The 19,357-nt window shown below is 67.1% G+C and carries 16 protein-coding genes; 10 read left to right on the top strand and 6 right to left on the bottom strand.

All coding sequences use genetic code 11. From position 1 onward, the window contains the following. Positions 1 to 36: 36 nt before the first annotated feature. From FHU31_RS10670 to FHU31_RS10680, 3 genes are all read left to right on the top strand, one after another. On the top strand, positions 37 to 960 hold the full coding sequence (locus tag FHU31_RS10670) for a LysR family transcriptional regulator (protein WP_167158099.1): 924 nt from the start codon (positions 37 to 39) through the stop codon (positions 958 to 960). A 178-nt stretch (positions 961 to 1,138) separates the two neighbouring features. Then, positions 1,139 to 2,920, top strand: a complete 1,782-nt coding sequence (locus tag FHU31_RS10675; protein WP_208410195.1) for a nitrilase-related carbon-nitrogen hydrolase — start codon at positions 1,139 to 1,141, stop codon at positions 2,918 to 2,920. Between the two features lie 122 nt (positions 2,921 to 3,042). Next, complete coding sequence (locus FHU31_RS10680; protein ID WP_234901184.1) at positions 3,043 to 4,500, top strand: purine-cytosine permease family protein; 1,458 nt, start codon at positions 3,043 to 3,045, stop codon at positions 4,498 to 4,500. Here FHU31_RS10680 and FHU31_RS10685 read toward each other — a convergent pair. After that, on the bottom strand, positions 4,497 to 6,014 hold the full coding sequence (locus tag FHU31_RS10685) for a molybdopterin-dependent oxidoreductase (RefSeq protein ID WP_167160889.1): 1,518 nt from the start codon (positions 6,012 to 6,014) through the stop codon (positions 4,497 to 4,499). The two genes, FHU31_RS10680 and FHU31_RS10685, sit on opposite strands and share 4 nt — an antisense overlap. Before the next feature lie 139 nt (positions 6,015 to 6,153). On the opposite strand from FHU31_RS10685, the gene FHU31_RS10690 reads away from it, so the two are divergent. Both FHU31_RS10690 and FHU31_RS10695 read left to right on the top strand, forming a co-directional pair. Continuing rightward, entirely contained in the window at positions 6,154 to 6,933 is a 780-nt protein-coding gene (locus FHU31_RS10690; protein WP_167158105.1) for an SDR family NAD(P)-dependent oxidoreductase, read from the top strand. Positions 6,934 to 7,062: 129 nt separating this feature from the next. Continuing rightward, the gene (locus FHU31_RS10695) at positions 7,063 to 8,415 is read left to right on the top strand and encodes a neutral zinc metallopeptidase (RefSeq protein ID WP_167158107.1); all 1,353 of its coding nucleotides are present in this window, start codon (positions 7,063 to 7,065) and stop codon (positions 8,413 to 8,415) included. A gap of 21 nt (positions 8,416 to 8,436) precedes the next feature. Here the strand turns inward: FHU31_RS10695 and FHU31_RS10700 are convergent, their stop codons facing one another. Together FHU31_RS10700 and FHU31_RS10705 are read right to left on the bottom strand one after the other, a co-directional pair. After that, positions 8,437 to 9,171 (bottom strand): sulfite exporter TauE/SafE family protein, encoded by a 735-nt coding sequence (locus FHU31_RS10700; RefSeq protein WP_167160891.1) that lies wholly within the window; start codon positions 9,169 to 9,171, stop codon positions 8,437 to 8,439. 96 nt (positions 9,172 to 9,267) lie between these two features. After that, positions 9,268 to 10,803 (bottom strand): amino acid permease, encoded by a 1,536-nt coding sequence (locus FHU31_RS10705; RefSeq protein WP_167158109.1) that lies wholly within the window; start codon positions 10,801 to 10,803, stop codon positions 9,268 to 9,270. A 142-nt stretch (positions 10,804 to 10,945) separates the two neighbouring features. On the opposite strand from FHU31_RS10705, the gene FHU31_RS10710 reads away from it, so the two are divergent. The 3 genes from FHU31_RS10710 to FHU31_RS10720 all read left to right on the top strand — a co-directional run bounded on the left by FHU31_RS10710 (position 10,946) and on the right by FHU31_RS10720 (position 13,386). After that, positions 10,946 to 12,055, top strand: coding sequence for a putative nucleotidyltransferase substrate binding domain-containing protein (locus FHU31_RS10710; RefSeq protein WP_167158111.1), 1,110 nt, complete (start codon positions 10,946 to 10,948; stop codon positions 12,053 to 12,055). Next, on the top strand, positions 12,055 to 12,840 hold the full coding sequence (locus tag FHU31_RS10715; RefSeq protein ID WP_263988037.1) for a Fic family protein: 786 nt from the start codon (positions 12,055 to 12,057) through the stop codon (positions 12,838 to 12,840). Before FHU31_RS10710 ends, FHU31_RS10715 begins: the two co-directional genes overlap by 1 nt. Before the next feature lie 159 nt (positions 12,841 to 12,999). After that, on the top strand, positions 13,000 to 13,386 hold the full coding sequence (locus FHU31_RS10720) for a homocitrate synthase (protein WP_167158113.1): 387 nt from the start codon (positions 13,000 to 13,002) through the stop codon (positions 13,384 to 13,386). A 67-nt stretch (positions 13,387 to 13,453) separates the two neighbouring features. On the opposite strand, the gene FHU31_RS10725 is transcribed toward FHU31_RS10720, so the two are convergent. Next, a complete protein-coding gene (locus FHU31_RS10725; protein WP_167158114.1) occupies positions 13,454 to 14,935 on the bottom strand; it encodes a cytochrome P450 in 1,482 nt (493 codons plus the stop codon). Positions 14,936 to 15,068: 133 nt separating this feature from the next. On the opposite strand from FHU31_RS10725, the gene FHU31_RS10730 reads away from it, so the two are divergent. Together FHU31_RS10730 and FHU31_RS10735 are read left to right on the top strand one after the other, a co-directional pair. Then, positions 15,069 to 15,713: a TetR/AcrR family transcriptional regulator gene (locus tag FHU31_RS10730; RefSeq protein WP_167158116.1), complete on the top strand. Its 645-nt coding sequence runs from the start codon at positions 15,069 to 15,071 to the stop codon at positions 15,711 to 15,713. Between the two features lie 26 nt (positions 15,714 to 15,739). Then, positions 15,740 to 16,603: an SDR family oxidoreductase gene (locus tag FHU31_RS10735; RefSeq protein WP_167158118.1), complete on the top strand. Its 864-nt coding sequence runs from the start codon at positions 15,740 to 15,742 to the stop codon at positions 16,601 to 16,603. Here FHU31_RS10735 and phoA read toward each other — a convergent pair. Then, positions 16,590 to 18,122: an alkaline phosphatase gene (phoA, locus tag FHU31_RS10740; RefSeq protein ID WP_208410196.1), complete on the bottom strand. Its 1,533-nt coding sequence runs from the start codon at positions 18,120 to 18,122 to the stop codon at positions 16,590 to 16,592. The genes FHU31_RS10735 and phoA overlap by 14 nt on opposite strands. A 73-nt stretch (positions 18,123 to 18,195) precedes the next feature. After that, positions 18,196 to 19,350 carry an AAA family ATPase gene (locus FHU31_RS10745; RefSeq protein ID WP_167158120.1) on the bottom strand — a complete coding sequence of 385 codons (1,155 nt, stop codon included), beginning with the start codon at positions 19,348 to 19,350 and terminating at the stop codon, positions 18,196 to 18,198. Positions 19,351 to 19,357: the final 7 nt, after the last annotated feature.

Raw genomic sequence — 19,357 nt, forward strand, 5'->3', positions numbered from 1 at the left:
TTGCTCGTGCAGATCTGCACGACCAAGATGGGGGTCATGGAATCTGCCGACAACCTCCGCTATCTGCTCGAGGTGACGCGCTCGGGCTCACCGAGCGATGCCGCACGACGTCTCGGGGTGGACCGCACGACCGTGACCCGCCGCATCGCAAGCCTGGAGCGAGCGTCGGGAGAGCGGCTGTTCGATCGCTCCAGTGGTGCGTGGCAGTTGACCGACGCCGGCCGGCGGATGCTGCCGCATGCCGAGGCCATCGACGCTGCGGTCGTGTCGGCTTTTCGGGATTCCGATCGGCATCAGGGGCTGCGCGGACAGTTGCGGATTGTCGCGTCCGACGGGTTCGGGGCTTATCTGCTGACCCCCGGTCTGCTACCCCTGACCGACGAACATCCGGACCTGGAGGTCGCCGTGGTCACGGCCACCGCCCACGGTGTGCTCACGATGCGTGATTTCGATCTGGCCATCACGTTGGAGGAACCCTCGCCCCACGCGGGAGTGGTACGTCCGCTCGCCGACTATGAGCTGGGCCTGTATGCCGCCTCGGCGTACGTCGGCGAACATGCCGAAGTGCGCAGTCTCGGTGACCTCGCTTCGCACGTCGTCATCTGGTATGTCGAGGCCTTGCTCGACGTTGCCCCGCTGCGGTTCCTGGGTGGTCTGCTACCCGGTATCCGTGCCCGTGTGCAGACCACCAACATCACCGGGCATCACCACGCGGTACGCGCCGGTTTGGGTATCGCGCCGCTGCCCACCTATATCGGTGACGCCGACGACACGCTGACCCGGGTGTTGCCAACGGAATTCGCGGTCACCCGGCACTACTGGGAGGTCGTTCCCCGCGAGATATCGCGGCAGGCGCGCGTGCGTGCGTTGCGCGCCCTGTTGGACGACTTGGTCCTGGCGCATCCCCAGCTGAGGCCGCCCAGGCGCCGGTCACGCCTCGATGTGTCATCAAGAGAATAGTTTCTAGACATTTAAAATCCCACTTCAGTGAAGTGCACGTAACATCACCGAAACATACTGAGGAGTAGTTAACCGATACGTAACACAAATGTCTTCAGCGCTGATCGTGAACTGGCTAGCGTGTGCTTTCGATCACGAGCGGACCGGGACGCAGATTCCCGGCCGGAAAGGTGCACACGTGAAAGACATTCAGGTCGCCGCCGTTCAGTTCGAGCCGACTCTGTTCGACAAGCCGGGCAACATCGACCGTGTCGCAGAGCTCGTCACCCGCGCGGCCGCCGGAGGCGCCGAACTGATCACCGCTCCCGAGATGTGCACCACGGGTTACTGCTTCTTCGACCAGCGCGAGGCCGAGCGGATGGCAGAGCCGGTGCCCGGTCCCACCACGGACCGGTTCGCCCAGATCGCCCGTGAACACCACTGCTACATCGTGTTCGGGATGCCGGAGCGTGATGAGCAGACCGGCTTGCTCTACAACACCGCGGCGTTCGTCGGTCCCGATGGGTTCATCGGAAAGCACCGAAAGACGCACGCGTACATCGCGGAACCGAAGTGGGCGGCCCCCGGAAACCTCGGGCATCAGGTATTCGACACCGAGATCGGGCGCATCGCCGTGCTCATCTGCATGGACATCCACTTCGTCGAGACCGCACGACTGGCCGCGGTGGGCGGAGCCGAGGTGATCTGTCATCTGAGCAACTGGTTGGCCGAACGCACCCCAGCGCCGTATTGGATTTCGCGAGCCTACGAAAATGGTTGCTACGTCATCGAAAGCAATCGGTGGGGCTTGGAGCGGGGCGTGCAGTTCAGTGGCGGGAGCTGCGTCATCGCACCTGACGCCACCATTCTCGACCAGATCGATTCCGGCGACGGCCTCGCCACGGCGACCATCACCGTCGATGCTGCACACCAGGATTGGGCGGATCGTCCCGCACTCCGCGCGCGGCGGCCCGAACTCTACCGTCAGTTGCAGATCAACAGTTACCTGTGGAATCCGAAGGACTTCTTCGGTCTCTACGGCCACCGCGGACTGCCGGCGGGCAAATCGGCGACGGTGGCGGTGGCGCAATTCAGTCCGGCGCCCGATCTTGACGCCAATCTCGCCACGATCAGCCGGCTGTTCAGGTCGTCTGTCACCGAACGCGGTGCCGAACTCGTCGTCTTTCCGGAGCTGTCGCTGACCACCCGGGCGGTGACGCTGCAGGATCCAGCTGTCGGACAACTCATGCAGGCGGCCGCCGCGGCATCGGCGTGGCTGGTCGTGGGTCTCGCAGAGTCCGATCCCGTCGAGGGGCGGCAGTACAACTCACTGGTCCTGATCGGTCCCGACGGCATCGAGGCAGTGCACCGCAAGATCCACCTCCGAGACGGTGAACGTGCGCGGTTCGAAGCGGGGTCAGCCTGGACCTATGCAGACATCCCGCTCGGCCGCGTCGGACTACTGCACGGCGACGACCTCCTGTTACCGGAATCCGGCCGGATCCTGGCCCTCAACGCCTGCGATGTCATCGCGGGAAGCGCAGACAATCGCGAGCGAATCATGATGGGCCACAGCGGAAGCGCAGTCGCACAGAGCTATCCGATTCCCACCGGGCCGTCGTTGACGCACTGGCACCACATGCGGGTGCGAGCGGGTGAGAACAACGTCTACCTCGCCTTCGCGAACACCGTGGATGCCGACGGAGCCGGTGGGTGCTCGGGCGTGTTCGGTCCGGACACCTTCGCGTTCCCGCGTCACGAACAGGTGTTGGCCGGTCAGGAGGGTGTGGCCGCCGTGCGCATCGACACGAGAGATGCGGCCTCGGCCTACCCGTCGAACGTGGTGCGCCGCAAAGATCTCGTCACCATGCGCTTGCCGCACTGGTACGGCGCGCTGTCGGGCCCTGACGCGCCGGTGCGCGACGCCGGCGCCGAGCTCGTCGACTGGCGGGTTCACGAACCGAGCCCGGCAGTGATCTAACCCCGATGCCGCACGGGTGTGGACGCCACCGGCGGCGTCCACACGGTCCCGTCGTGTCAGCTCATGCCGACGGTCGCTACGTCACACCCAAAAATGGGTGTCCATCCGAAGAAGGTGAATCCTTGTCCCTCAAAAGCTATTTCCAGGGTCCTGCGACAAGTCTCGACGAGCAGGTCGAGAGTTATGCGACCACCCGCGTGCCCGACGATCAACGGTGGCGACGCCCCGCCGTGCTCCTCGTCCTGAGCGGCAACATCACGGCGATGTTCTGGTTCGCCCTGGGCGGCCAGATCGGCTTCCTGGTGGGCTGGCCGATGTTCCTGATTCCGGTGGCCTACATGGTGATCGGCGCGACGATCATCGGCGCGTTGGTGATGCGCATCGCCAGCCAGGAAGGCCTGTCGCTCACCTTGTTGTCGCGGGGCCTCGGCTTCGGCGCCAAGGGGTCGGCGATCGCCTCCATCGTGTACGCCGTCAACTATGTCTTCTACTTCGTCTTCGAGGGCAGCATCGTCTCGCACGGCCTGAGCCACCTTCTGGGTATCCCGATCGACTCGGGACAGGCGACGGTCGTCTTCGCCGTGATCGCCGCCGCAGCACTGTATTTCTCCTGGCGCGGAATGCACTCCATGAATCTGCTACAACGCTTCGGGCTGCCGATCTTCGTCATCCTGTTCGTGATCGGCATGGTGATGCTGGCCAATGGCTACGTGCTGGTGGGCCCGGGGGAGTGGGCGGCGCAGGGCGGGCTGACCGCGACGTCGATGTGGCAGGCGATGAGCCTCGCCAATGGCCAGGTGGTTTTCCAGGCGTTGATCGCGACCGACTACGGCCGGTTCGTCAAGCGTTCGGTCGGCTATGCCGGCACTGCGGGTCTCATGTTCGTCGAGCTGGCCATGATCGTGGTCGTCATGTTGTTCGGTGTGCTGCTCGGTTTCACCATGCTCGGGCACTTCGACGGTACGGATACGCAACGTCAGCTCTCGGCAACCGATCCCGGCCTGATCTTCGCGGTCGTGATGGGAGTCTTGGGAGTCGTCTTCGCCGTCATCACGCAGGTACGCATCAACGTCATGAACCTCTACTCCGGCTCACTGGCGCTGTCCAACGCATGGGATGCGCTGGCGTCCAGGCGGGTTGGTCGGCAATGGTGGATGGTGGCGTTGTGCGTCGCCGGCATCGCCTGCTACCCGGTGAACATCCTGCAGTACACCGGGGAGTTCCTTGCCGTCACCGGGATCATGACCAACACCTGGATCTTCATCCTGCTCAGTGACTACTACGTGTGCCGCAAGCTGCTCAACCTCGCTCCCGCTCACGACATCGAATATCGGGACGGAATGGTCAAGGACTGGAACGTCTGCGGCATGGTGGCACTGGGATCCAGCCTGCTGGTCGGAGCGCTCGGTGTGGCGGGGTTGTACCCGATGTACCTGGCATCGTTTGCCGCCATGCTGCTCGGTCCGGTGATCTACATTCCGCTGACGATCGCCACCCGGGGCCGCCAGTACGGGGTACGGCTCGAGCGGTCCGGCGAGGTGCGCCAGGACACGGACGCGCGCGTCGTCGACGGCGTCTAGCCTTTCACCGCGAAGTCGACGCTGTGCCAGCCGGTCGCCCCGTCGGGCACCACGTCGGCGAGGTCGGCGGTCTGCACCGCACCGGTGTTGTCGGTGGCGCGCACCGTGATGGTGTGTAGGCCGGGTTGCTCGGCCTGCCAGTCGAAACTCCACAGCCGCCAGGTGTCGTTCGAGTACGCCGCCCCGAGAGTGGCCGGCTGCCAAGGCCCGTCATCGATGCGTACCTCGACGGCCCGCACCCCGCGATTCTGGGCCCAGGCCACCCCGCCGAACCGGGTGGGACCCCTCGGCACGTCGGCTCCGCTGCGGGGCACGTCGATGCGGGACTCCGTCTTGATCGGGCCTTTGGGAGACCAACCCAGCTTGGTCCAATAGGCCTGTGCGCGGTCATATCTGGTGAGTTCGAGGTCGACCACCCACTTGGTGGCCGAGACGTACCCGTACAGTCCCGGCACCACCAGGCGCACCGGGTAGCCGTGTTCGACGGGCAGGGGCTGGCCGTTCATGGTGATCGCCAGTAGCGCATCGCGGTCATCGGTGAGGGCCTGCACCGGGGTGCCCGCAGTGAATCCGTCACTGGAGGTGGACAGCACCATATCGGCGTCGGGATGGATACCGGCGGCGGCCAGCAGATCGCGCACCCGGTAGCCGGTCCACACGGCGTTGCCGATCAGGTCGCCACCCACCGGGTTGGACACACAGGTCAGCGTGACCATCTTCTCGATGAGCTCGAATGAGGCCAGATCGTCGAAGCGGTAGGTCTTTTCGTGATCGACCAGGCCGTGGATGCGCAACTGCCAATCGCCTCTGGCCAACTGCGGGACCGACAGCGCGGTGTCGATCCGGTAGAAGGCGGCGTTGTCCGTCACGAAGCTGGGCAGGTCCACACCGGGCGGCTGTACACCGGGCGGCACCGGCGGTGCGGGCTTGGCCAGCGGCGGCGGGGTGAAGGACTTCCGGTCGCCTGCCACCGAATTCAGCCGTCCGCCGTACACGGACCCGAGTGCGGTGGCCAGGGTCCCCAGGCCGAGCAATCCCAGTGCAGCCAGGGATAACCGGCGGCCCGGATCGGTATCGGTGGTGCTCGTCGGGGCACTGGCCGCCCCGTCGAGCAGCCGTCCCGAGATGAAGAACCGCAGGGCCGCGATTCCGGCCACCGCGCCGAGAACGGTGGGGACGAGGTCCAGCGGGCCGGCGCCGGTGCGGGTCAGCACTGCCGCACAGCCGGCTGCGCCCGCGGCGGCGAACATCACGCTGCCGATGGGCACCCGGCGGCGCTCCAGCAGCCCGGCCAGCGCAGCCAGTATCGCGATGACGACGAGCACCGCTGAGGTGAGGAACAGCTTGTCGAAGGTGGCGAAGGTCTGGATCGCCCATTCCTTCACCGGGCCCGGGGTGCGGTCGATGACGGTCGATCCGACGGCGGTCCGGGCGTCGGCGGACGCGCCCAGCGGGATCGCCGCCAGCGCACTGACACCGAGGGTGATCGCCGCGGCGGAGATTCCGCAGAGCATTCGGGTACCGGGGGCGATGGCTGTCACAGAACCACGCTAGCCCAGCGAAGTCCCCGAAAGGCTTACCGTACAGTGACGCCGGAAGGTCGGCGTTACAGTCTGACCCTATTTTGGAAACATGACCGCGAAAGGGAACTAGATGGAGATCTCGGGTAAGAAGGCCATCGTCGTCGGTGGGGCATCCGGTTTCGGTCGCGCCACCGCGGAGGCCTTGGCCAAGCGGGGGGCCGGCGTCGCCATCCTGGACCGGCCGCAATCGAAGGGCAGGGAAGTGGCGCAGGAAATCGGCGGCACCTTCCTCGAGGTGGACGTCACCGACTTCGACGGCACCGAGACGGTGCTCGAAGCTGCGGTCGAGGCCCTCGGCGGCCTGCACATCGCGGTCACCACCGCAGGCGGCGGTATCGGTGAGCGCACCGTCAAGAAGGACGGGCCACACAGCCTGGAGTCGTTCCGTAAGACCATCGACCTCAACCTCATCGGCACGTTCAACATCAGCCGCCTCTCGGCATGGCACATGAGCAAGAACGAGCTTGTCGACTCGGAAGACGGCGGAGAGGCCGAGGAACGCGGCGTCATCATCAACACGGCGTCCATCGCGGCGTTCGAGGGCCAGATCGGCCAGGTCGCCTACACGGCGGCCAAGGCAGCGATCGCCGGAATCTCGCTCACCATGGCACGAGACCTCGGCAGCCTCGGCATTCGCGCGCTGGCCATCGCGCCCAGCCTGTTCGCGACCGGCCTGACCGAGGGTATTCCGGACGAGTTCGCCACCGTGCTGACCAAGGATGCCGCCTTCCCGAAGCGCCTGGGCAAGCCCGAGGAGTACGCCAAGCTCGCGGTGGCGATCGTGGAGAACCCGATGCTCAATGGCCAGTGTCTACGCCTGGATGCCGGCCAGCGGTTCGCCCCGAAGTAGACCCGAGGATGTCGGTGTGATCGGTTGCGGTAAGCGCAGCCGATCACACCGAAGTCGCTGATAAAACGCGTCCACCACTTGCGGAGCCTTTTCCAAGCCAATTCCAAGCCGGCGCACTACTGTTTGCCCATGCTCAAGCGAATCACCGCGGCGTGCGCCGCCGTCGTGATGGTGACCGCGTGCGGTAGCCCCAAGATCGAGATCCCCACATCCTCGGCCCTGGCCAAGCCGGACACCAGTGGTGTCAAGGTGCAGGGTGAGGCATCGGGCCCGCTGAACCAGCTGGCGATCGAGGCCATCGCGGACCTGCAGGAGTTCTGGGGCAAGCAGTTCCCCGACCTCTACGGCAAGGAGTACGAGCCGGTGGCCGGTGGCTTCTTCGCGGTGGACCCGTCAACCGGTGACACCCCGCCGTGCGCCGCGAGTCCTGACGATGTCGCGGGCAACGCCTTCTACTGCGGCTCCAAGGACGTCGTCGCCTGGGATTCCAGCGGCCTGTTCCCCGATCTGCAAGCCAAGTACGGCGATTTCGTCATCCCGATCGTGATGGCGCACGAGTGGGGACACGCCGTCCAGGAGCGGTCCAATTTCACTGCCCGCACCGTCACCCGGGAATTGCAGGCCGACTGTTTCGCGGGGGCCTGGGCTCGACATGTCAAGGACGACAAGGTGTTCGAGGTGACCAGCGGCGAACTGGACACCGCATTGGCGGGCATCCTGGATCTGCGCGACCCGGTGGGCACCGACAAGCTCGATCCGTCGGCGCACGGCAGTGGCTTCGACCGCGTCGGCGCGTTCCAGGACGGTTTCGACAACGGCGTCACGAAATGCAAGGACTACCGCGACGACGATCCCATGGTGCTCGCGTTGCCGTTCAACGATCCCGAAGATGCGGCCAACGGCGGTGACGCCCCGTACGACTCGATCGTCAACGGTGTGCCGTACGACCTGGAGGACTACTGGACTCACGTGTATCCGGAGATCGCCGACGGACAGGCGTGGCCACCGGTGCACGGCCTGGAGCCGTTCGACCCTTCGAGTCCACCCAACTGCGGTGACCAGTCCGCCGAGGGGTTCTCACTGTTCTACTGCGTGCCCGACGATTACATCGGTTGGGACAACGCGCAGACGATGCCGCGGGTGTACGAGCAGGGTGGCGACTACGCGGTGGCCACCCTGCTCGCGACGCAGTACGGGCTGGCCGCGTTGACGCGCCTGGGCGACGAGTCCGACGAGAAGACCTCGACCGCGCGGGGTGACTGCTTCGCCGGGGCCTATACCGCCAGCGTCATCCTGCACAACCGGGCAGAGACCAGCTCGTGGTCGATCTCGCCGGGTGATCTCGATGAGGGGATCAAGGCGCTGCTGGTGTTCCGTGGCGCCGACGACGCCGACCGCCAGGGCGCGGGATTCGACCGGGTGCGTGCCTTCCGTGAGGGCGTCATCAACGGTGCTGAGGCGTGCCTGGACTACCAGCACTGACGACACCAGCAATAGGTGGCTTCAGCGGTAGGTGTCATAGCCGAGTTTGACGGCCAGGCCCAGCCCGGCGAGGGCGATGAGCAGGCGCAGCGGCGTCGCCGGGGCGTGGCGCACCACGGCCGGCCCCAGTCGTGAGCCGATCAGGCAACCCAGTCCCAGTGGCACCACGGCGGCCCAGCTCACCGGGGCGAACACGATGAAGCCCAGCGCGGCCACGGCGTTGGCGACGCCGAGCACCACGTTCTTGGTGGCGTTGGCGTCGGCCAGGGTGGCGCTGCCGGTGCGCAGGAACAGCGCCAGCAGCAGCACTCCCGCGGCGGCTCCGAAGAACCCGCCGTAGACGCAGATCGCCAACACCGAGAGGGCCTGCAGCACCAGGTGTCCGGTGTGGCGGGGCCGGTCGGCATTGTTGCGCACGGGTAGCGCGATGACCACCGATGACGCCGCCAACAGCACCGGCACCACCTTCTCGAACCCCTCGGCGGGGATGGACAGCAGCAGTGCCGCGCCGGCTGCTCCGCCGAGCACCGCCGTCGGGATCATCCTGCGCAACTTGGCGCGCTGGCCGCGCAGCTCGGGCAGCGAACCCCACACCGAACCGATGCCGTTGAACACCAGCGCCACGGTGTTGGTGACATTGGCGGTCACCGGCGGCAGCCCGACGAGCAACAGCGCCGGATAGGTGGACACCGACGCCAGCCCGGCGATGCTGCCGGTCAGTCCGCCGCCGATTCCGGCGGCGAACAACAGCAGCATCTCCGACCACGTCACCGGCCCATCCTGGCCCAGCGCCCCCGCACCGGCGGAATCCCGCCCCCGCCGATGCGGGGCCGGGATTCCGGTGCCGTCCTGCTACTTCTTCTTGGGGGAAACCAGCGCGTCAGCTGGGTCGGGAGCGCCTTCGCGATCGCGCACCACCCGGTAGGCGATGTACCCGACAGCCAAGGTCAGTGCGACGAAGATCACCGCGAAGTACTGCAGGAACCACGAGTCGCCGGCCGGGTTGTAGACCTCCTGGCGGGGCCAGCCGATGTTGACCACCAGCAGCCCGCCCATCACCACCGCGACCAGGTTCACCGGGATGCCCCAGCGGCCCAGATCCATCACCGGTTTGCCATGGGACAGGCTGGTGCCCCGCAGCCGGTGGATCAACGCCGGCACGGTCACCATCAGATAGGCCAGATAGACGATCACCACCGAGACCGAGGCGATGGCCGCGAACACACTGGCCTGCCCGAGGTTGACCAGCAGGACGGCGATGGCCAGCAGGCTGACCGCCACCCCGGTGATCACGGGGGTGCCGGTGCGCTTGTTCACCTTGGCCAGGAACGTGCCGAACGGCAGCCGGTTGTCGCGGGCCATGGAGAACATCACCCGGGAGGCGGAGGCCTGGATGGCCAGCGTGGCGGAGAACATGGCGACGGCGACCAGTCCCAGCAGGGTCTTGCCCAGCCAGGTGTCGAGCTGGCTTTCGATGACCCAGGCCATACCGCCGGTGGCGAGGTCGTCACCGAGTGCGGGAGCCGACATGAGGGCCGCGACGATCATCAGTCCACCGCCGACGAACGACACCAGCAGGGCGTTCACGATCGCTTTCGGGGCGGTGCGCCGCGGGTCCTTGGTCTCCTCGGAAAGCTCTGCGGCGCTGTCGAATCCGTACATCACGTAGGCGGCCATCAACATCGAGGCCAGAAAGGCCGGCAGGTAGTGGACACCGGAGCCGTGGCCGCCGGTGTCGGCGACGGCCTGGACCGGATTGCGCTCGGCGGTGAAGAACATGGCGCCGATGATCAGGATGACGCCGATGATCTCCAGGGTGACGCCGGTGACGGTGATACGCGCCATGAACCGCACACCGGCCGCGCTGATGATGGTGCACAGCACGATCGTGACCGCCCCCAGGATGATGCCGTTGGTGGCACCGTCCACCGACAGCGGATCCATATCGGTGCCGACGATCTGGAATCCGCTCCAGATCGGCGGGAGCACCGTCTGCATGGCGATGGCCAGCGCGGCGATCGAGACGATGTAGCCGATCAGCATGAACCAACCGGCGAACCAGCCCACGGCGTTACCGGCGAGCCGCCGCGACCACTGGTAGATGGCGCCGGCGACCGGGAACTTGCCGGACAGTTCGGCGAAGACGAGGCACACGCAGAACTGACAGATGAACACGATGGGCCAGGTGAAGAAGAATGCCGGCCCGCCGAGTGCGAAACCGAGCGGGAAGAACGCGAACACGGTGGTGAGGATCGACACGAAGGAGAAGCCCGAGGCGAAAGCGGCGTAACCGCCGATGCCGCGGTGCAGCTCCTGCGTATAGCCGAGCTCCTCCAGGGTGGCGGCGTCCTCCTGTGAGGAGATCGCCGGATCGAAGGTGGCGGACATACGGTGCTCCTGGGGTGAGGAAAAGCTGGATGGAATAACTATCGTGCGATAGAAATTAGCCTGTGTTTTTGATCCGCGCATTTCGAAGCTGTCACATCTGTGTGACCTGCACCGTGGGAGCAAGCGAGTGACAATCGAGTCCGTGCCTCCAGAGAGTCCCGACACCCCGTCCGGTCGCGGTGTCGCCGCAGCCCTCGGAGCCATCGACGCCGCAGGTGACGAGGCCGCGCTGCGTGCGGGGGTCGGCCGGGCCCGGCAGGCCGTGACCGCGGAGCTGGCGGCGCACACGCCGGCGCCGGCTCTGGCCGCGGGCTGGTCGGAGGTGTTGCGCGGCGGCGTCGCCGCAGCGGTTCGGTTGACATCGATCGACGGTGCGCCGGACTGGAACTGGTTCGTCTCCGGCAGCGTCGCGCGCGGTGAGGCCGCGCCCGGTTCCGATGTCGAGACCATGGTCGCCCTGTCCGACGCCGTCTCCGACGAGCGCAAGGTGGCTCTGATGGCGCGGGCCGCCGAGGTACACGCGCTGCTGGAACGCTGTGGCATCCAGGGCGACGGCAATGGGGTGCTGGCCAGCCGGCCGCGGTTCTGCCGCCGGATGGCCAGCTGGACCGAGGGCATCGAACGCTGGGCGGCCGACCCGCGCGAGGACCGCGGGGTGGTGATGACCGGACTGATGGCCGACGCGGCCGCGGTGGGATTGGCCGACGCGGCCGTGGCGGGATTGGCCGACGCGGCCGTGGCGGGACGACACCCCGGGATCGCTGAGGATGTGCTGCGCGCCCGCACGGTCGAGGCGGCGCAGCGCCACTATGCGGCGCGCCAGGCGATGCTCGACGACGCCACCACCCTGCGCGCCGGTTTCCCGTCCCGGCTGCGCATCTTCTCCCGGCACGCCGACACCGTCGATATGAAGCCCGCGATGGTGGACCCGGTGGTGAAGATCGCCCGCTGGGCCGGCCTGTCTGCGGGGTCGGTGGCAGTGTCCACCCTCGATCGCCTGGACGCTGCGGGTGCGGCCAATATCCTTGATGCCGAGGATGTTTCGACACTGCACGAGTGCTTCCTGTGGCTGACCCGGTTTCGCTGGCGGTTGCGGGCCGGTCCGTGGCTGCAGGGCAGGCCGGTCTCGGACGTGGTCAGCCTGGCCGATATCGCCCCGCACGAACGGGCGGTTCTGCGCGGCGTGCACCGCGAGGTGGCAGGGATCAGCCGCAAGCTCACCTTCCTGGCATCGACGTCGGCGTTCCGGTAGTGGAAGCCGGCGCGCTGCGCCAGACCGTCGCCGCGCAACGGCTGGAGGGCTGGCGGCCCACCGACGAGCAGCTGGCCGACCTGGGCCGGCTGGCGCGTGCCGAGCTGAGTTTCGGGGAGTATCTGGCCAGCTACCGGGCCCGGTATCCACCGCCCGCGCCGGCACCGCGGCGCTGGGTGCTGCGACGTCGTATCCCGTATCTGATTCCGGGAACCACGCTGTTGCGCAACAATTTCGGCGTCACCGAGCCGTCAGTGCTGATCGAGCTCGAGTTCGCCGCGACCGCGGGCCGCATACTCGGGTGGCAGCAGCGGATCGCCGCCGGGCAGGTCGGCTCCGCCGATCTCGATGCGCGGGTGATCCACCAGCAGGTGTTCGGTGATGTGTACGCGTGGGCGGGGGAGTACCGGATCACCGAACTGCGCCGCGGTGACGTGGCCTTCGGATGGCAGGCCGATATCGGCGCGCGGATGGACGAGATCACCGGGCACGCGCGCGCGTTGGTGACCGACCGGCCGGCCGACGCGCCGGCGCTGGCCTATGAGCTGTCCCGGCTCTATGCCGACTACAACCAGGTGCACCCGTTCCGCGAGGGCAACGGTCGCACCGGGACCCTGCTGCTGCACACCGTGTCGGCCCAGTGCGGGTATCCGCTCGACCTCTCCGGAATCACCCGCGCCGACTGGTACAGCGCGTCGGCGGACAGCATGCCGTTCCGCCGGGACGGGCGAGCCAACCATCGGCCGTTCCTCCCGCTGCTGGTGCGCGCGGTCGGCGACCCGTAAAAGGGTTGCGCGGACCCCGAACCTGCGGCTAACCTCGCCCACGTGCATCGCATCGTCGTAGTAGCTCTCCGCAGCGGGGTCTGATCCAGACCGACCCCCCGCTGTGGGTCGCACGCTACTACCCGTCGGTCGCTCCCGAAGAGCCGAAAGACCGAGACCATGCACACCACCACCCTCACCGGCCCCCGCTTCGCCGACTTCTTCGACACCCCGCTGCCGCGCGGCCTGCGCGAGCTGGCCGGCGACATGTCCTGGGATGACGTCGCCACCACCTTCTCGGGTGCCGGACCGCTGAGTCTGGACGACCGAACCGCCGCGGCCCTGGCCTCCGCGCCGGCCCCGCTCGCCGCCCTGACCGGACTGCTCTATGAGCAGGGCTGCGCCGTCGAGATGCTCAACTTCCACCAGTTGCGCGCCGGCGGGCAGACCGCGACCTTCATCCGCGGCACCGACGGCGTCCGCACCGAATGGGCCATCGGCTGGTCGGAGTCGCCGACCGAATCCGCGCTGCGCGCGTTCGTCGCCTGCGCGAACCGGCTCGCATAACGCCGAAAGGCCGGTTATGGCACGCGTTTTCGTGAAGCGTGTGCCATAACCGGCCAGTCGAGCCTGCTCAGCGAATGGGGCGTAGCACGATCGGCATACCGTCGATCGGCACGGGCATGCCGCCGTAGTCGTAGTGCGGCTTGTACCCGGGGTGGGTCAGCTCGAGGCGGTAGCGGCGCAGCAGGCGGTGCATGACGGTCTTGATCTCCAGCTGGCCGAAGACCATGCCGATGCACTTGTGCGCACCCCCGCCGAACGGCGCGAACGCGTACCGGTGTCCCTTGTGCTCATTGCGCGGTTCGGTGAAGCGGTCGGGATCGAACTTCTCCGGGTTGGTCCACAGCTCTTCGAGCCGGTGGTTCATCGACGGCCAGGTCATCACGTTCGTCCCGGCCGGGAGGTAGTAACCCAGCAGATCGGTGTCACGCACGGTCTGGCGGAAGTTGAACGGCAGCGGGGTCTGCATCCGCAGGGCCTCGTTGATCACCAGATCGTAGGTTTCCAGTTTCTCCAGCGCCTCGATGTCCAGCGGGCCGTCGCCGATCCGCTCGGACTCCTCCCGGCAGCGCTCCTGCCACTCCGGGTTGGCGGCCAGGTGATACGCCATCGTGGTCAGGGTGGACGTCGAGGTGTCGTGGGCCGCCATCATCAGGAAGATCATGTGGCTGACGATGTCCTCGTCGGTGAAGCGCTGACCGTCCTCGTCCTCGGTGTGACACAGCACGCTGAACATGTCGGTATCGCCCGATGCGCGCTTCTCGGCGAGCCGGCTGTTGAAGTAGTTCTCCAGCGTCTCGCGGGCCTTGATCCCGCGCCACCAGCTCAACGGCGGCACCGGCTTGCGCACGATCGCGTTCCCGGCGCGCGTGGTGGTGGTGAAGGCGTGGTTGACCGTGGTGACGAGTTCCCGGTCGGCACCGGGTTCGTGGCCCATGAACACCACCGAGGCGATGTCCAGCGTCAACTCCTTGACCGCGGGAAAGAACAGGAACCGCTTGTCGTTGGCCACCCAGTCATTGGCGAGCACGTGGCTGGCCACCGCGTCGATGTGCTCGACGTAGCCGGTGAGCCGGCTGCGGGTGAACGCCTCCTGCATGATCCGGCGGTGGAACATGTGGTCGTCGAAGTCGCGCAGCATCAGCCCGCCCTCGAAGAACGGCCCGATCACCGGATCCCAGGCGCGCTGCGAGAAATCCTTGTTGCGGTTGGAGAACACGGCCTGGGTGGCATCCGGCCCCAGCGCGAGCACCGCGGGCAACACCGGCGAGAACATGTAGTGCACCGGGCCGTACTTGCGGTACAGGTGCAGCAGGAAGTCCGGACCGCCGCGGAACATCTCGATCATGTGCCCGAACACCGGTAGTCCGGCGTCGCCCATGACCGTTTTCAATCCGCTTTCCGGCGGCGCGGGAGCCAGCGGGAACTCATCCCATTCGTGCGCCAGCAACCGCTTCTCGAGGGTGCCCATCCCGGGGATGGTCACCGGGGTCGGGGTCATGCGGCGCCTGGCCTGATCGAGAAGGTAGGCCGGAGTGCTGATTGTCGGCATCGTGCGGAGCTCCTGAGAAGATCGTCGGGCTAACAGACGTGTGGTCGATGTCACTCGTGGAAGTCATCCTGTATGCCAGACTTGACGCATGTCAAGTTTTGCAATGGCGCGCCGCGATGCAAAGGTCTAATTCATGACTGCACAGCCGGAATCGGTGCCGGATCCGCCGGTCCGTCGCAGCCGGGGGGACCGGCAACGCGACGCCATCGTCGCCGCCGTTCGCGAACTGCTCGAGGAGAAGCCCTTCGCCGATCTGTCGGTGAGCATGATCAGCGAGCGCGCCGGCGTCGCCCGGTCGGGTTTCTACTTCTACTTCGACACCAAATATGCGGTGCTGGCCCAGATCCTGGACGAGGCGACGCGCGAACTCGAGGAGCTCACCCAGCATTTCGCGCCCCGCGGGCCGGAGGAGACCCCGGCGGCCTTCGCCAAGCGGATGGTCGGCAGCGCCGCGCTGACAATCGCGCACAACGATCCGGTGATGTCGGCCTGCTACGCCGCCCGTGCCACCGACGCCGAGATCCGCCGCATCCAGGACGAACAGATGCTGACGGTGATCGAACAGATCATCGCGGTGGTCGAGGGCGAGATCGCGGCCGGTAACGCCCACCCGATCTCCGAGGACATCCCGACGCTGATCCGGACCCTCGGCGCCACGACGGTGATGGCGTTCTCGGGTGACCTGCCGTCCCTGGGGCCCGGCAATGACCGGGACCGCATCGTCAGCGTGCTGGAGAAGCTGTGGCTGCATGCCCTGTGGGGCGGTAACACCGTCTGACCGGTACCGCCGGTAGCATCTGGACCATGCCGGATACGTTCGCGGGCAAACGCTGCCTCCTGACAGGGGCGGCGAGCGGTATCGGTCGCGCCACCGCGCTCCGGCTGGCCGCCGACGGCGCCGAACTGTTCCTCACCGACCGGGATGCCGACGGGCTGGCGGTCACCGTCGCCGACGCCGAGGCGCTGGGCGGCAAAGTGCTGCTGCACCGGGTGCTGGACATCTCCGACTTCGACGCGGTCAGCGCCTTCGCCGCCGACATCCACGCCGCACACGGCTCGATGGACCTGGTGTGCAATATCGCGGGCATCTCCGCGTGGGGCACCGTATCCACGCTCACCCATCAGCACTGGAAGTCGATGATCGACGTCAACCTGATGGGACCGATCCACGTCATCGAGACATTCCTGCCCCCGATGGTGGCCGCGCGCCGTGGCGGGCATCTGGTCAACGTGTCCTCGGCGGCCGGCGTCGTCGCGTTGCCCTGGCACGCCGCCTACAGCGCCAGCAAGTACGGGTTGCGGGGCCTGAGCGAGGTACTGCGCTTCGACCTGGCCCGACACCGCATCGGGGTGTCCGTCGTGGTGCCGGGTGCGGTGAAAACTCCTCTGGTGCAAACGGTTCACATCGCCGGGGTGGACCGCGACCATCCCAGCGTGGCGAAATGGGTGAACCGCTTCGCCGGGCATGCGGTGTCCCCGGAACACGCCGCCGCCAAGATCCTGCACGGCGTGACGCGCAACCGGTTCCTGATCTACACCTCAGCCGATATCCGGGCGCTGTACCTGTTCAAGCGGATCGCGTGGGGGCCCTACAGCATGGCCATGAGGCGGGCGAACCTGTTGTTCACCCGTGCCCTGCGGCCGGGCCGGTCTACTAACCGCGACTGATACCCAGTGCGTCGGTCATGGTGAAGAACAGATCGGTCTGATCGGTCAGCGCCGCCACGTTGGCGGCGCGCGGACCGAAGGCCGCGATCCGCACCTGGGTACCGGTGTGGGTCTGGTCCTCGACACCGACATCGGCCGACGTGCCGTAGCTGACCACCATGTCCGCGTCATCGGCGGTGGTGAGCACCCTGGTCAGCCCGGGGTACATGATGTCGCGGACCCGCTCGATGGGCAGCTTGGCCTCCTCGGCGATACCGGCCAGATCCTCTTGGGAGATCGGCTCGACGATCTGGCTGCTGTGCCCGTGATCGGCGGTGGCGATCACCAGGGTGTTGCCGTCTGCCTTGGCGAACTCAAGGGCCTTCTGGACAGCGGCGTCGAATGCGACCGTCTCGCCGATCTGGCCGCACGGGTCGGCCATGTGATCGCGCTTGTCGATCGAGGCGCTCTCCACCTGAAGGAAGAACCCCTTCTCCTGCGCTTTCTTGTTTGCCTTGAGCAGGTCGATGGTCTTCTGCGTCATGGCCGCCAGCTCCGGTACCGCCGCGCCGCGCTTGGCGTTCGGGGTGCACTTCCCGGCCGGCTGCAGGTAGCCCTGCCGCACGGCCTCGGGGCCCGTCCAGCTCACCGGCAGGTTGCCGTCGGCGAACAGGCCCAGCAGCGGGGTGTCCTGGTCGGCCTTGTTCACGGCGTCGAGTTCGGTTGCGGTGCGCACGATCTGGTAGCCGCGCTCTTTGGCCTGGACCTCCAGCGTCTTGTCCTTGTAGTCGCCGCCGGCGGCGGTCTGGGCGAACGTCTCGGCACCACCGCCCATGGTCACATCCGGCCTGGCCGCCAACAGCTGCTCGGTCACCGATCCCGGGCCGCCGTGCTCGATGGCCTCCTTGCTGCACTCCTTCGACGTCTCGACGGGGCCATAGCAGTCGCGCTCGCTGATATGTGAGAACAGAGCGGCCGGAGTGGCATCCTGGATCTCGGAGGTGGTGATATCTCCGGTGGCGAAGCCCTGCTCCCGGGCGAGCTCCAGGATCGTCTTGTGCGGGTTGCCCGCGATATCGATGCCGAGGGCGCCGTTGTAGGTCTTGGTGCCGGTGCTCCATCCGGTGGCACTAGCCGCGGAATCGGTGACGTAGTTCGGCTTCCCGTCCTTGCGTAGGGCGTAGGTGGTGTACTGCCCGGTCAGCGGCAGCGCATCCAGTCCGGAGAAGAAGCCCCCCGCGCCGCGGTCGTAGTTGCGGGCCAGCGTGATCTCGGAATCGCCCATGCCGTCACCGATGAGCAGGATGACGTTCTTGGCGCCGGTCGCGTTGATGGCGTCGCGAATCGCGCCGCTCTGGTCGCCCTCGAACCGGCGGGCACCGCCGGTGCCGGCGAGGTCACCGGATGCCGCGCGCTGCACCGGTTTCCCGCTGCCGGGCACCTTGCCGTCGCCGCTGCAGGCTGCCAGCGGCAGCGCCAACGCCGCCGCAACGAGGGCCGCGGTCTTCAGATAGCCGTTGATGTTCACACCGTTCCCCATTCCCGGAACCTGCTTGTCGACTGGCAGATTCAACGGGACCGTGATGAACGCGAGTTGACGCGGACGCGAACGGTCAGCGTTTACCCCAGTCCCAGGCGGGCGCGGTCAGCAGGGTCTGTCCTTGCACACGGGTCTCACCCCACTCCTTGTACAGCGCCACTTCCGAATCCGCGGCCAACCGCTGCACCAGTGCCGCGGCATGGGTGATGACGACGACCTGTGTGCGGGTGGCGGCGGAGCGGATCATCTCTGCCAGTGGCGCGACGAGATCGGGGTGCAGGGAGGTCTCGGGCTCGTTGAGCACCATCAGCGAAGGCGGGCGGGGGGACGTCAACGCCGCACCCCAGAGTAGGAATCGCAGTGTGCCATCGGATAATTCGGCCGCGCGCAGGGGGCGTAGCATGCCTTGCTGGTGCAGGTGCAGTTCGAAGAGCCCGTCGTGGACGGCCACGGAGATGGTGGCCCCGTCGAAAGCGTCGGCCACCGCGCGGGCCAGATCGCCCTGGCCGACCTCGAGGATGGTCTGCACGGCGGCAGCCAGGTCGGCGCCGTCGTCGGAGAGTACCGGGGTGCGGGTGCCGATCTGTGGTCGGCGTGCGGGGGCGCCGGAGTCGACCCGGAAACCGTCGTAGAAGCGCCAGCCGCGCAGCCGATCGCGGACGGCCGCCAGCTCGGGATGTGTTCCGGGATGCGCGAATTCAGACAGCACGCTGTGGTACCCGGGCAGCCCGCGGGTCAGTGGATCGAAGCCGCGGCCGGACTCCGCGCTGACCTCGGCGTATTCACCGGCGCGCTGGATCAGGACGGCACTGCGCCGGGCCACCGGCCCCGCGAACACCACTTCGCGTTTGATCTCCGGATCGCGGGCGAAGGCGGAGTTCGGCCCGGCGTATTGGGGCAGGCCGAGGTCGATCAGATAGCCGAAATCATCGGAGGCGAACCCGAGTTCCAGCGACACCGGGCGGGTGCGGGTGGTGCCGGTACTCTTGCCGGTGCGACGGGCGCCGGAGGTCTGCTCGGGGCCGGCCCACAGCACCGATTCCAGTCCGCCCTCGTGGGCCAGCGAGCCGATCACCGCGCCCCGACCGCAGTCGGCCAGCAGGCGCAACGCCCGATACACCGAGGATTTTCCGGTGCCGTTGGCGCCGGTGATGACGGTCAGATCGCCCAGCGGCACGGTGATGTCGCGTAACGAGCGGTAGCCGCGGATCGCGATGGTGCTCAGCATGCCGCCC

The organism is Mycolicibacterium fluoranthenivorans, from assembly GCF_011758805.1.
Classification (GTDB): domain Bacteria; phylum Actinomycetota; class Actinomycetes; order Mycobacteriales; family Mycobacteriaceae; genus Mycobacterium; species Mycobacterium fluoranthenivorans.

What these genes read in the sequence shown, in the direction of transcription:
- FHU31_RS10670 (WP_167158099.1), top strand. Translation starts at nt 37, where the DNA reads ATGGAATCTGCCGACAACCTCCGCTATCTGCTCGAGGTGACGCGCTCG.
- FHU31_RS10685 (WP_167160889.1), bottom strand. Translation starts at nt 6,014, where the DNA reads ATGCTCTGCGGAATCTCCGCCGCGGCGATCACCCTCGGTGTCAGTGCG.
- FHU31_RS10690 (WP_167158105.1), top strand. Translation starts at nt 6,154, where the DNA reads ATGGAGATCTCGGGTAAGAAGGCCATCGTCGTCGGTGGGGCATCCGGT.
- FHU31_RS10695 (WP_167158107.1), top strand. Translation starts at nt 7,063, where the DNA reads ATGCTCAAGCGAATCACCGCGGCGTGCGCCGCCGTCGTGATGGTGACC.
- FHU31_RS10700 (WP_167160891.1), bottom strand. Translation starts at nt 9,171, where the DNA reads ATGCTGCTGTTGTTCGCCGCCGGAATCGGCGGCGGACTGACCGGCAGC.
- FHU31_RS10705 (WP_167158109.1), bottom strand. Translation starts at nt 10,803, where the DNA reads ATGTCCGCCACCTTCGATCCGGCGATCTCCTCACAGGAGGACGCCGCC.
- FHU31_RS10720 (WP_167158113.1), top strand. Translation starts at nt 13,000, where the DNA reads ATGCACACCACCACCCTCACCGGCCCCCGCTTCGCCGACTTCTTCGAC.
- FHU31_RS10725 (WP_167158114.1), bottom strand. Translation starts at nt 14,935, where the DNA reads ATGCCGACAATCAGCACTCCGGCCTACCTTCTCGATCAGGCCAGGCGC.
- FHU31_RS10730 (WP_167158116.1), top strand. Translation starts at nt 15,069, where the DNA reads ATGACTGCACAGCCGGAATCGGTGCCGGATCCGCCGGTCCGTCGCAGC.
- FHU31_RS10735 (WP_167158118.1), top strand. Translation starts at nt 15,740, where the DNA reads ATGCCGGATACGTTCGCGGGCAAACGCTGCCTCCTGACAGGGGCGGCG.
- phoA (WP_208410196.1), bottom strand. Translation starts at nt 18,122, where the DNA reads ATGGGGAACGGTGTGAACATCAACGGCTATCTGAAGACCGCGGCCCTC.
- FHU31_RS10745 (WP_167158120.1), bottom strand. Translation starts at nt 19,350, where the DNA reads ATGCTGAGCACCATCGCGATCCGCGGCTACCGCTCGTTACGCGACATC.